The 12,495-nt window shown below is 55.0% G+C and carries 13 protein-coding genes; 12 read left to right on the forward strand and 1 reads right to left on the reverse strand.

Features of this window, described 5'->3' with window-relative positions:
* Window positions 1-14: 14 nt before the first annotated feature.
* The 10 genes from accC (at window position 15) to EDM57_RS07380 (ending at window position 7,763) form a co-directional block, all read left to right on the forward strand.
* A complete protein-coding gene (gene accC, locus EDM57_RS07335; protein ID WP_122904105.1) occupies window positions 15-1,370 on the forward strand; it encodes an acetyl-CoA carboxylase biotin carboxylase subunit in 1,356 nt (451 codons plus the stop codon).
* Window positions 1,371-1,440: 70 nt separating this feature from the next.
* Window positions 1,441-1,857: an Asp23/Gls24 family envelope stress response protein gene (locus tag EDM57_RS07340; protein WP_122904106.1), complete on the forward strand. Its 417-nt coding sequence runs from the start codon at window positions 1,441-1,443 to the stop codon at window positions 1,855-1,857.
* 145 nt (window positions 1,858-2,002) lie between these two features.
* Complete coding sequence (gene amaP / locus EDM57_RS07345; protein WP_122904107.1) at window positions 2,003-2,560, forward strand: alkaline shock response membrane anchor protein AmaP; 558 nt, start codon at window positions 2,003-2,005, stop codon at window positions 2,558-2,560.
* 12 nt (window positions 2,561-2,572) lie between these two features.
* Window positions 2,573-2,785, forward strand: a complete 213-nt coding sequence (locus tag EDM57_RS07350; protein WP_122904108.1) for a DUF2273 domain-containing protein — start codon at window positions 2,573-2,575, stop codon at window positions 2,783-2,785.
* Window positions 2,786-2,842: 57 nt separating this feature from the next.
* Entirely contained in the window at window positions 2,843-3,247 is a 405-nt protein-coding gene (gene nusB, locus EDM57_RS07355) for a transcription antitermination factor NusB (protein WP_122904109.1), read from the forward strand.
* A gap of 19 nt (window positions 3,248-3,266) precedes the next feature.
* Window positions 3,267-4,232 (forward strand): tRNA (adenosine(37)-N6)-threonylcarbamoyltransferase complex transferase subunit TsaD, encoded by a 966-nt coding sequence (locus tag EDM57_RS07360; RefSeq protein WP_122904110.1) that lies wholly within the window; start codon window positions 3,267-3,269, stop codon window positions 4,230-4,232.
* Between the two features lie 85 nt (window positions 4,233-4,317).
* Window positions 4,318-5,172 carry a bifunctional methylenetetrahydrofolate dehydrogenase/methenyltetrahydrofolate cyclohydrolase FolD gene (gene folD, locus EDM57_RS07365; protein ID WP_122904111.1) on the forward strand — a complete coding sequence of 285 codons (855 nt, stop codon included), beginning with the start codon at window positions 4,318-4,320 and terminating at the stop codon, window positions 5,170-5,172.
* A 90-nt stretch (window positions 5,173-5,262) separates the two neighbouring features.
* Window positions 5,263-6,642: an exodeoxyribonuclease VII large subunit gene (gene xseA, locus EDM57_RS07370; protein ID WP_122904112.1), complete on the forward strand. Its 1,380-nt coding sequence runs from the start codon at window positions 5,263-5,265 to the stop codon at window positions 6,640-6,642.
* Window positions 6,611-6,862: an exodeoxyribonuclease VII small subunit gene (gene xseB, locus EDM57_RS07375; RefSeq protein WP_005827293.1), complete on the forward strand. Its 252-nt coding sequence runs from the start codon at window positions 6,611-6,613 to the stop codon at window positions 6,860-6,862. The genes xseA and xseB overlap by 32 nt, the downstream gene beginning before the upstream one ends.
* Window positions 6,863-6,869: 7 nt before the next feature.
* The gene (locus tag EDM57_RS07380; RefSeq protein ID WP_122904113.1) at window positions 6,870-7,763 is read left to right on the forward strand and encodes a polyprenyl synthetase family protein; all 894 of its coding nucleotides are present in this window, start codon (window positions 6,870-6,872) and stop codon (window positions 7,761-7,763) included.
* A gap of 53 nt (window positions 7,764-7,816) precedes the next feature.
* On the opposite strand, the gene EDM57_RS07385 is transcribed toward EDM57_RS07380, so the two are convergent.
* A complete protein-coding gene (locus EDM57_RS07385; protein ID WP_122904114.1) occupies window positions 7,817-9,511 on the reverse strand; it encodes a M3 family oligoendopeptidase in 1,695 nt (564 codons plus the stop codon).
* 251 nt (window positions 9,512-9,762) lie between these two features.
* On the opposite strand from EDM57_RS07385, the gene dxs reads away from it, so the two are divergent.
* Together dxs and EDM57_RS07395 are read left to right on the forward strand one after the other, a co-directional pair.
* Window positions 9,763-11,649 (forward strand): 1-deoxy-D-xylulose-5-phosphate synthase, encoded by a 1,887-nt coding sequence (gene dxs, locus EDM57_RS07390; RefSeq protein WP_122904115.1) that lies wholly within the window; start codon window positions 9,763-9,765, stop codon window positions 11,647-11,649.
* Window positions 11,646-12,464, forward strand: a complete 819-nt coding sequence (locus EDM57_RS07395) for a TlyA family RNA methyltransferase (RefSeq protein WP_122904116.1) — start codon at window positions 11,646-11,648, stop codon at window positions 12,462-12,464. Before dxs ends, EDM57_RS07395 begins: the two co-directional genes overlap by 4 nt.
* Window positions 12,465-12,495: the final 31 nt, after the last annotated feature.

A 12,495-nucleotide genomic window follows, 5' to 3' on the forward strand; every position in this document is an offset into this window, starting at 1 on the left:
TGGGGGAGAGCGAAATGTTTCAAAAAGTATTGATTGCCAATCGCGGGGAGATTGCCGTGCGGATTATCCGGGCATGCCGCGAACTGGGCATTCGTACGGTCGCTGTCTACTCCGAAGCGGATCGTGAAGCGCTTCATGTGAAAATGGCCGACGAAGCTTACTGTATTGGTCCAAAAGCATCCAAGGAAAGCTATCTGAACATAGCGAACATCATGAGCGTAGCGACCAAGGTGGGCGCAGATGCCATTCACCCGGGCTACGGATTTTTGGCGGAGAACGCCGACTTTGCGGAGATTTGCGCAGCTTGCAATATCACCTTTATCGGTCCTGATCCGGAATCGATCGTGAAGATGGGCGACAAGTCCACGGCAAAAGATACGATGAAGGCGGCGGGAGTGCCGACTGTGCCAGGGACAGAAGGGCTGATCGAAGATATTGAGAGCGCCATCCGGACCGCCAACGAAATCGGCTATCCGGTGATGGTCAAGGCGACAGCGGGCGGCGGCGGACGCGGCATGCGCGTAGCGGTCGACGACGAGGATCTGGAAAAGGCGATCCGCCAGGCGCAAAACGAGGCGAAAACCGCTTTCGGCAACCCAGGCGTGTACCTGGAAAAATTCGTGGAAGGTCCGCGTCACGTGGAAATCCAGATCATGGCCGACAAGCACGGCAATGCGGTCTACCTGGGCGAGCGCGACTGCTCCATCCAGCGCCGTCACCAAAAGCTGATCGAAGAAGCGCCATCGCCTGCCTTGAGCGAAGAGACTCGCAGGCAAATGGGCGAAGCGGCTGTCGCGGCAGCCAAGGCGGTTTCTTACCACGGCGCAGGTACGGTTGAATTTTTGCTGGACAAGCACGGCAAGTTTTACTTCATGGAAATGAACACGCGGATTCAGGTAGAGCATCCGGTGACAGAGCTGGTGACAGGGATTGATCTGATTAAAGAACAGCTGACGGTAGCAGCCGGAGCGCCGCTGTCCTTTACACAGGAAGACATCAAGCTCGATGGCTGGGCAATCGAATGCCGGATCAACGCGGAAAACCCGGCGAAAAACTTCATGCCATCACCTGGCCGGATCAGCGAATACCTGCCTCCGGGCGGCTTCGGCGTGCGGGTAGACAGCGCAGCCTACGCGGGCTATTCCATTCCGCCTTACTACGACTCCATGATCGCCAAGCTGATCGTATGGGGCAAGGATCGCAGCGAGGCGATTGAACGGATGAAGCGCGCGCTCGGCGAATTTGTCATCGAGGGCATCACCACGACCATCCCGTTCCATCAAAAAGTGCTGGAGCATGAAGTGTTCGTGAGCGGCCACTTTGACACCAAGTTCCTGGAAAACTACGAATTGAACCTGGATGAAGAATAAGCAAGGCTGATTTGTAAAAAAACGGTGCGCTTGGTATAATGAATTACAAATCTAGAGGGAGGTGCGAAGCGTGGAAGAGTTTACTCCAGATTTAGATAGAACAGAGCTTGGCAAGGTCCAGATCGCTCCCGAAGTGCTGGAAGTGATCGCCGGAATGGCTGCGTCCGAGGTGGAAGGCGTAGCGCATATGAGCGGCGGTTTCGTAGGGGAAATAGCTGAACGATTAGGCCGTAAAAATATAGCTCGCGGCGTTCGTGTGGAGGTTGGCTCCCGCGAAGCGGCAGTGGATGTCTCCATCATTGTCAAGTACGGACATCGCATTCCAGATGTCGCCCGTAATATTCAAGACAGTGTGCGCAACGCGATCGAAGGAATGACCGGACTTTCCGTGGTGGAAGTAAACGTACATATCGTCGATGTAGAGCTGAAAGCCGAAGAAAAAGCTCCGGCGACGCCTGTAGTCGAAGATTACCAGCGTGTGCGCTAACATGCACCGGATGGATGCCCCCTACTGACAGGGGGCATTTTCCTCATTCAATCAGTCGTTTCCAAGCCTTGGCTAAGGTGGGAAATAAGCCTTTGACCGTGCCCTGTTTGTCTCCTTTCAAACACGGCGAAAAGGAGAGATGCAAGTGAATTTGTTTGACCGCTTTATCTTGACGATTTACAGCTTTGCGCTGATTATTTTGTCCTGCATCGCGATTGCAGCCACCAGCAGTTTGCTTTCACCCGAGTTTTTCCGGCCTTACGTTGAACAAATGCTGGCGGGAACGAACATCACGTATCTCATCGTCGCGATCATTTTCCTCGTTGTGAGTCTTCGCTTCTTTTTCAGTTCTTTTCGCTCCACGAAGCCAAAAGCCGATCGTGGCATTCGCCAGCGCAGTGACCTTGGGGAAGTCAACATTACGATCCAGACGATCCAGACGATTGCCGAGCGCGCTGCCCGTCGCGTAAAAGGCGTGCGCGATCTGAAAACGGCAGTCAAGGTGCTGGAGAGCGGAAACATCATCACCTTGCGCGTTTCCGTCGATGGTGAAACCCCGCTGCCGGAGCTGACGCACAAGCTGCAAGCGGACGTGAAGGAGCAAGTCGAAGGAATTGCTGGCGTCGTGATTTCCGAAGTGTCGATTGTGGTAACGGAAGTGGCTCAGCAGGAAAACTACGCGGCTCGCAAGCGAGTGGAATAGAAGGTGAAGTCCATGATGTGGGAGTTATTGTGGGAACACAAGGGGAAGCTGCTGGGGATTTTGGCCGGAATTTTTTTCGGCATCATCTACCTTCTTGTCGGCTTTTGGAATACACTGGTCTTTGTTGTGTTTGTCGGGACCGGCTATTACATCGGTCGCAAGCTTGACCATAAGGAAGACTTGCGCGAAATACTGGATCGGATTCTGCCTGGCAAGTTTCGGTAGCACAAATGAGGGGAAGAAAACAGCTTCCCAGCTGACTTTAACTAGTAGGTGAATGGAATGAAGCGTAGAACAGCACGAGAAAAAGCAGTCCAATGTCTTTTCCAGATCGATATGGCCGATGTGCCTGTCGAGGAAGCGGTGAATCTGGTCATGGAAGAGTCCACGGAAAGCTCGCAGTATTTGCGGCATTTGCTCGATGGGGTTTTGTCAAACCTGACCGAGATTGACGCCGAGATCAAAAAGTATTTGCGCGGCTGGCAGCTAGAGCGGATTGCCAACGTAGACCGCGCCATTTTGCGTCTCGCTTTTTATGAGATTATGTTTGAAGCAGACACGCCTGAAAAGGTCGTCATGAACGAAGCGATTGAAATTGCAAAGCTGTTCAGCGACGAAGCTTCCCACCGTTACATCAACGGTGTACTGGCGAGCTTCTTGCAGACACGGGAAGCACAAAAGGCATAAACAGGCAGGAGATACAAGCATGAGTAAGGTAATGTTAGGCATTGATACGAGCAATTACCGGACATCGCTGTGCTTGGCTCAGGAAGACGGCCGAATTGTTGCAGAAGCAAAACGCCTTCTCAAAGTGAAGGAGGGAAAACGCGGTTTGCAGCAATCCGAAGCCGTCTTTCAGCATGTGATGAACTTGCCGGAACTAAGCGAGCAAATGAAGTGGAACGAATACGAGATCGAAGCGATTTGCGTCAGTGAAAAGCCAAGGCCGGTCGACAATTCGTACATGCCTGTGTTCAAGGTAGGGGAAGGTTTGGCCAAATCGTTGGCCACCTACCTGCGTGTTCCGCTGCATCTGACTACCCATCAGGAAGGCCATATTGCAGCAGGAGAGTTCACGGCAAAAAAACGTCCGGAAGAGGATCGTTTTCTGGCTGTTCATCTGTCCGGGGGGACGAGTGAGCTGCTGTTGTGCGAGCGCCATGCGGCCGGGTATGTCATTGAAAAAATCGGCGGCACAATCGACCTGCACGCCGGACAACTGGTGGATCGGATCGGAGTAGCGCTCGGGCTGGCTTTTCCTGCGGGACCGCAGCTGGAACAGCTGGCAAAAGAGTCGACAGGCGAATTTCGCATTTCCTCGGCAGTGGACGGCTTGACCTTCAGCTTTTCCGGTCCGGAAGCGTCGCTGTTGCGGGCCATCGAGCGCGGAGAGACGAGCCATGCCGATATTGCTCGCGCCACGGAACAGTGTATCGCCAACACGTTGGAAAAAACATTGCGCCATGCTGTAGAGCAAGGCTATCCGCGGGACATACTGATCGTAGGGGGAGTCGCTGCCAATCAGTACATGCGCGAACGTTTGATAAAACGGCTGGAGCACCCGGCGGTCAAAGCCAGACTGTATTTTTGCGACCCGGTCTACTCCGGTGACAACGCCTACGGAGTGGCCATGCTTGGCTGGATGAAACAAAAGACGAACATTAAAGAATAATGAACTTTTTATGATTCGGCTTTACAGTTGCGGACGAAATCGGTACACTAGTGGTATCGACGTTTAAGAAGGAGGCTTTTTCTCCATGGCTGCAACCATTCTCCAAGGAAAAGAAGTGGCAAAAAGCATTCGCGAAGAGCTCGCGAGCGAAGTGGCAGAACTGAAAAAACAAGGCATTGTTCCTGGTTTGACCGTTGTGCTTGTGGGGGATGATCCCGCATCGCATTCATATGTACGTGGAAAATCAAAAGGCTGCGAAGAAGTGGGCATCCACTCCGAACTGATCCTGAAGGAAGCTTCGACGACAGAGGAAGAACTGCTCGCAATTATCCATGAATTGAACGAAAATCCGAACGTTCATGGGATTTTGGTTCAACTTCCTCTGCCGGAACATATTTCAGAGAAGGCAGTCATTGCCGCGATTCATCCGGAAAAGGATGTGGACGGCTTCCATCCGATCAGCGTAGGCAACATGGTGCTGGGCAATGAGACGATGCTGCCTTGCACTCCGCATGGCGTCATCGAGCTGATTAAGCGGACAGGAACGGACATCGCAGGCAAGCACGCTGTCGTCATCGGGCGCAGCAATATTGTCGGCAAGCCTGTATCCCTTTTGCTGCAACAGGAAAACGCTACGGTGACCATGTGTCACTCGCGGACGCAAAACCTGGAAGAGCACACGAGAAAGGCAGATATTCTCGTGGTGGCGGCAGGCCGTGCGCACATGATCGGCAAGGAGCACGTAAAGCCGGGAGCGGTAGTGATCGACGTCGGGGTAAACCGGATCGAGAGCGGGAAGCTGGTCGGAGACGTCAAGTTCGACGAAGTGCAAGAAGTCGCCAGCTTTTTGACTCCGGTACCAGGCGGTGTCGGTCCGATGACGATTACGATGCTGCTGAAAAACACGGTCATGGCGGCACGCAAGCAAGCGCAACTGTAGAAGAAACTTCGCAAGGAATGGATAGGGCCTGTGCTTTATCCATTCCTTTTTGCATCGGAACAAACAAGAGACTGAAAGGAGGAAGCGTGGATGGCAGCCCCCAACATTTTGTCTGTCAGCGATCTCAACCGTTACATCAAGCTCGTGCTGGAACGAGAGACGAATTTGCAGGACGTCTGGGTGCGAGGGGAAATCTCCAACTTTACGCACCATTCCAGCGGCCATATGTATTTTACCTTGAAGGACAAGGCGTCGCGGATCAAAGTCGTGATGTTTGCCAGCTACAACCGTTTCCTGCGCTTTTTGCCCAAGGACGGGACGAAGGCAATCGTGCGCGGCTCCATTTCGGCCTACGAACGCGATGGTGCCTATCAGCTCTATGCAAAAGAGATGCAGCCGGACGGGCTTGGCTCGCTCTACCTGGCTTTTGAACAGCTCAAGGAAAAGCTCGCCCGGGAAGGTCTGTTCGCCGCAGAGCGAAAGCGCGTCCTCCCGCGTTTCCCAAAGCGGGTAGGGGTGGTGACCTCTCCGACCGGAGCGGCCATTCGCGATATTTGCACGACGATCCGCAGGCGATACCCGCAGGCAGAGATTGTGCTGTCGCCAGCAGTCGTACAAGGAACGGAGGCTCCTGCTTCCATCGTCTCGGCGATTCGCATCATCAACCAGCAGCCTGACATTGACGTATTGATCGTCGGTCGGGGCGGCGGCTCGATTGAAGAGTTGTGGGCCTTCAACGACGAAAGCGTAGCGCGAGCGATTGCCGCGTCGAAGATTCCGGTTATTTCGGCGGTGGGTCATGAGACAGACGTTACGATTGCCGATTTTGTGGCCGATGTCCGTGCGGCGACGCCAACGGCTGCGGCCGAGCTGGCCGTGCCGCACTACCTGGAATGGGTGGAGCGGGTTCGCCAACTGGACATTCGCATGCAAAGAGCGGTGCGCAATCAGTTGGCAGAGGAGCGTGCCCGACTGGACCGCCTCGTCAATTCGTATGCGATGCGACAGCCGCAGCGGCGGCTGGAGGAAGCGGCAGAGCGGCTGGATCGGACTTTTTTGCGGATGCGCCAGGCGATGAAGCACCTGATGGAGCGCAGGCGCGAGCGCTACACGCGGTTGGACGAGCAGATCAAGCGGTATCGGCTGGCGGATCAGGTCAGCGAACGGCGTAAAGCAGTCGCGACGACTCGCTCCCGGCTGGACGAGCGGATGCTGGCGCAGCTCAACCAAAAACGCCTGGCTTTTGCCTCGCGTGTCGCCACATTGGAAGCGCTCAGTCCGCTTGCGGTCATGAAGCGCGGGTTTTCGCTTGTGTACACGGGTGACAAGCTTGTAAAATCCGTGGAACAATTTGCCCCTGGTGATGAGATCGTGGTACGATTAAGTGATGGCAGTGCCACTGCACGAGTGGAACAGTTGAATCGGGAGGAGAAGCGCAATGGCTCGCAAGAAAACGGACCAAGAGACTGACATGCAGTTCGAAGAAGCGATGAAGCGGCTGGAAGAAGTCGTCGGCAAGCTCGAAGAAGGAGACATCCCGCTGGAGGAAGCGATTACGCTGTACCAGGAAGGGGTAACACTCTCGCGGATTTGCGGACAGAAGCTCGATGCCATTGAAGCCAAAATCATTCAACTGGTGGAAGAAGACGGGCAGTTGAAGCAGAAGGCTTTTCGCGTGGAAGGGGAATAAAGACATCGTGGCTACATTCCAACAGTATTTGGCGGAAAAAACATCTTACATTGAGCAGCATCTTTTGCCTGCACTCGAGCAAGAAGGCGTCCCGGCCCAGCTGTACGAATCCATGCAGTATTCGCTCATGGCGGGCGGAAAAAGGCTGCGCCCCATGCTCGTTCTCGCTGTGCTCGAAGCGCTGGGCAAACCGATTGAGCGCGGGATTCCGTTCGCGGTTGCCCTGGAGATGATCCATACATACTCGCTGATTCACGACGACCTGCCCGCTATGGACGACGACGATTTGCGGCGCGGCAAGCCGACGAATCACAAAGTGTTCGGGGAGGCGACGGCGATTCTCGCGGGAGACGCGCTTTTGACGCGGGCGTTTGCCTACATCGCGGAGGCTTACCAGGAGCGCTCCGATGTGACGCCTGCCACGACTGTCAAGCTGATTGCCGAGCTGGGCAAGCGGGCGGGCGCGACAGGCATGGTCGGCGGACAGATGGCGGACATCGAGGGAGAGAGCAAGCAGCTTGACCTCGGGCAGCTAGAGTTCATCCATCGTCACAAGACAGGCGATCTGCTGGTGGCAGCATTGCGCGGCGGCGGCTATTTGGCGGAAGCGAGTGAAGCGCAGATGGACGCGCTGACCCGCTACGGGGTCTGCATCGGACTTGCTTTTCAAATCCAGGACGACATCCTCAATGTGGAAGGGGATGCAGCCGAGCTGGGGAAAGCCGTTGGCAGCGATGCGGACCGGAAAAAGGCGACTTACCCGTCCCTGCTTGGACTTTCGGAGTCCAAAGACAGACTGACGGCTTTGATCGCAGAAGCGAAAGCTGCCCTGGCAGATGCGGGAATCGAGCATTCCGCATTAAGCCCGCTGGCAGATTACGTGCAAAACCGGACCAAGTAACAAAAAGCTGGCATCCGCATGGAGATGCCAGCTTTTTTGCTTCTATGCCCAGTTTACAAACGTTTGTCGTCCACGCTGTTCAGCCACGCCTCGATGTCACCGATGACCGACTGGATGCTGCCCTCTTCAAAAGGAGAATGCAGCTTCGCGACTTTGACCAGCTCGGTAAACGACTTGCTGCCGCCCTCGCGACAGAGCGTCAGGTAGTCGGCCCACGCCTGTCCCGGATTTTCCTGGGCTCGCTTCCAGAACTGGAAGGCGCAAATTTGCGCCAGCGTGTAGTCGATGTAGTAGAACGGATCGCGGAAAATGTGCGGTTGCTGCTGCCAGAAACCGCCTTGTTCCAAAAACTCGTTTTCGTCGTAATTGCGGTATGGCAAATATTTGCGCTCGATCTCGCGCCAGGTGCGCTTCCGCTCGGCCGGAGTCATCTCTGGATTTTCATAGATCGCATGCTGGAACTCATCGACGGCGACGCCGTACGGGATGAACAGGATCGCACCGCTCAAGTGCGAGAACTTGTATTTGTCTGTATCCTCCTGGAAAAACAGCTCCATCCACGGCCAGGTCAAAAACTCCATGCTCATCGAGTGGATCTCACATGCTTCGTAGGTCGGGAAGTGGTACTCCGGGACGGCAAAGTCACGGCTGACGTACACCTGGAAGGCGTGCCCGGCCTCGTGGGTCAAAACGTCGATGTCGCCGGAGGTTCCGTTGAAGTTGGCGAAGATGTAGGGGAGCTTGTACTTGCTCATATACGTGCAGTAGCCGCCTGTCGCTTTGCCTTTTTTGCTCAGTAAATCAAGGCATTCGTTTTCGAGCATGAAGCGGAAAAACTCGTCGGTTTCCGGAGAAAGCTGCGCGTACATTTTTTTGCCGTTTTCCACAATCCAGTCCGGTGAGCCTTTTGGTGTCGGATTACCCGTAGCGAAGTCGAAAGCCAAATCGTAATACTTCATAGTATCGACGCCGATCCGCTCGCGTTGCCGCTCAACCAGCCTGGTAGCGACTGGAACAATCTGCTCCTCGACCTGGCGGCGGAAGCTGGCGACCATCTCGGCATCGTAGTCGGTGCGGTTCAGCCGGGCGTAGGCAAGCTCTACAAAGCTGTTGAAGCCGAGCTTCCTCGCGATGCGGGTCCGCACCTTGACCAGAATGTCGTAGATGCTGTCCAGTTGCTCCGAGTGCTGGCGCAGGAAATCGTACTTGGCTTCGTTCGCCTTTTTGCGCATGTGCCTGTCCGTTGAAGTCTGGAACGGGAGCAATTGCGGCAGCGTGCGCTCTTCGCCTTCGAACATGATTTTCGCAGAGGCAATCAAGGCGACGTACTGGCTCGTCAGGCGGTTTTCTTCCTGCAAATCGGCGACAACCTCCGGGGAGAAGGTGCGAAGCGTTGTTTCAGCAATGCGGAAAAGCTGGGGACCCCATTTTTGCTCCAACTGGGAACGGAAAGGAGAGCGGACGATTGCCTCGTAGTAGCGGGAGATGATACCTTGATACACCGGGCCGGCCTCGTCCCAATAGTCTTGCTCTTCCTTGTAAAAGGGGTCCTCCGTATTGATCGTGTGGCGAATTTGCGCTACTTCCCGCGCGGATTCCACCTCTTGCCGCAGTTCGTTCAACCGGGCCATCACCTGGTCTTGCTCCTCAAAGCTTGCCGCCTGTTGAAACGCTTCCAACAAGCTTGCGAACCGCTTCTCGACGTCTGTCATGTCAACGCGTATGTACGGTATTTCCGAGAATTTCACGAGGTTCCACCTCTTTTTTCAGAATGGAATGATCCATTTTATTTTACCAGAAGTTAGCAGTCGTTGCGTACAAGATTGCGAGTGCGGATCAAAAGTGGTGTTTTTATCAAGAAACCGTTATAATGAATCAAGTTGAAATTAGCGGAGTATAGGCTTCTAGCCACACGAAGAAGCCCAGTTTTCCATGTGGTGGATTGAATTGCAGCATGCACAATCGCCGGAGAACGAACAGTGGAAAGTGAGGAATACGAATGCTGCTTACTACCATAAATGATCCTCAAGACCTGAAAAAGTGCAATTCGCATGAGCTGCAAACGCTAGCATCCGAAATCAGGCAGTTTCTGGTCGAGACGCTCTCGAAAACAGGGGGACATCTGGCGCCGAATTTGGGCGTTGTCGAGCTGACGCTTGCATTGCACTACGTGTTTGAAAGCCCAAAGGACAAGCTGATTTGGGATGTCGGACACCAGGCTTACGTACATAAAATGCTGACCGGACGCCGGGATATGTTCCCTACGCTGCGCCAGTACAAAGGGCTGTGCGGCTTCCCCAAGATGAACGAGAGCCCGCATGACGTCTGGGAAACCGGGCACAGCAGCACATCTTTGTCCGCTGCGATGGGAATGGCGACTGCCCGCGATCTGAAAAAGGAAAAAAACCACGTCGTGGCGATCATCGGAGACGGGGCACTCACAGGCGGCATGGCGCTGGAAGCGTTGAACCACATCGGTCACGAGCGCAAAAACGTGATTGTCGTGTTGAACGACAACGAGATGTCGATCGCGCCAAACGTGGGCGCTTTGCATAACTACCTGGGCAAAATCCGCTCGACGGAAAACTACCAGTGGGCCAAGGACGAGCTCGAAGGACTGCTCAAGGCGATTCCGGCTGTAGGGGGCAAGCTGGCCTCGTTTGCCGAACGCTTCAAGGACAGCATGAAGTATTTGCTCGTATCCGGCGTTCTATTCGAGGAGTTGGGCTTCACCTACATCGGTCCGATTGACGGACACAACACGGAGCTGTTGATCGATACGCTCAAAACGGCGAAGCAGACAAAAGGTCCGGTGCTGATTCACGCCATTACAAAAAAAGGCAAAGGCTACCCTCCGGCCGAGGCGGACTCGGTGAAGTGGCACGGTATTGGCACGTACAAAATCGAGTCCGGCGATACGCCGAAGTCGGCTCCGACCTATACGTCCATCTTTGCGGAAACGATGATTGAGCTTGCGGCCGAGGACAAGTCGCTGGTCGCCGTGACGCCAGCCATGCCGGCAGGCTCCGGCCTGATTCCGTTTGGGCAAAAATATCCGGACCGTCTGTTTGACGTCGGGATTGCCGAGCAGCACGCTTGTACCTTTGCGGCTGGCCTTGCGACACAAGGCTTGAAGCCGGTGCTTGCGATTTACTCGACGTTTTTGCAGCGGGCGTACGACCAGTTGATTCACGATGTAGCGAGACAAAAGCTGAACGTCGTGTTTGCCGTCGACCGGGCAGGGCTCGTCGGCGCGGACGGGGAAACCCATCAGGGTATGTACGACATCGCGTTCATGCGCATCATCCCGAACATGGTCATCATGGCGCCAAAGGACGAAAACGAGCTGCGCCACATGATGAAAACGGCGATGGCCTACAACGAAGGGCCGATCTCCTACCGCTATCCGCGCTTGCCGGCGCGCGGCGTGCCGCTGGATCGGGAGTTGCAAGTGCTGCCTATCGGCAAGGCGGAAATCGTCCGCGAAGGAAAACAGGTGGCGATCCTCTCCTTTGGGCACGTCTTTGAACTCGCAGAGCAGGCAGTCAACCAGCTGAATGCGGAAGGCATCAGGCCGATGCTCGTAAACGCCCGCTTCTGCAAGCCGCTCGATGAGGAACTGTTGTTCAGGCTGGCGAAGGAAGGCTACGACATCGTCACCGTCGAGGAAGGCTGTGAGCTGGGCGGGTTCGGCAGCGCCGTCCTTGAATTTTACAACCGCGCGGGCTACCACGATATTAACGTACAGGTTGTCGCCGTTCCGGATTATTTTGTCGAGCATGGCAGTGTAAAAGAACAGCGTCAAGAGGTCGGGCTGACTGCGGAGAACATCGCTTCCCGGGTACGCGCCTTGATGCCGTTGTCGAAGGGTGTACTGGAAGCATGAGTGTGAGAAAAGAACGAATCGACGTACTGCTCGTCGAGCGAGGATTTTTTGAAACAAGAGAAAAAGCGAAGGCAGCCGTCATGGCCGGACTCGTTCAGGTGGCGGGCGAGCGCTGCGACAAGCCAGGCACCAAGTTTGCCGAGGACGTCGCGATTACGGTCAAGGGTGAGGTTCATCCATACGTCAGCCGCGGCGGACTGAAGCTGGAAAAAGCGTTGAAAGTGTTTGACATCGACTTGCACGACAAGGTGATGATGGACATCGGGGCGTCGACAGGCGGCTTTACCGACTGCGCCCTGCAAAACGGCGCCCGCCTGGTCTACGCAATTGACGTCGGCTACGGACAGCTCGCATGGAGTCTGCGCCAGGATGAACGGGTCGTCGTCATGGAGCGGACGAACTTCCGCCATATGGACCCGGATGCGTTCGAAGGGGAACGCCCGGACGCTGCTTCCATTGATGTTTCCTTTATCTCGCTGCGCCTGATTTTGCCCGTCCTGTACCGCTTCTTGAAGGAAGACGGCGACGTGGTAGCGCTGGTCAAGCCGCAGTTTGAGGCAGGCAAGGACAAGGTCGGAAAAAACGGGATTGTACGGGAGCCGGAAATTCATGAAGCGGTGCTCACAGACATCGGGCAATTCGCGAGCGGCCTTGGATTTGCGCTGAAAGGATTGGACTTTTCACCGATTACCGGTGGAGAAGGCAATATTGAGTTCGTCATGCATGTGGCAAAAAGCGAAGGCGGCCTGGACGCAGAAGCGTGGCTGAAGCTCGTGGGCGAGGTTGTCTCGCAGGCCCATGCCAAACTGAAATAGGACAAAAAACAGAAGCCTCGGGCGATTTGTT

It is taken from the genome of Brevibacillus gelatini (assembly GCF_003710935.1).
GTDB classification, from domain to species: Bacteria; Bacillota; Bacilli; order Brevibacillales; family Brevibacillaceae; genus Brevibacillus; species Brevibacillus gelatini.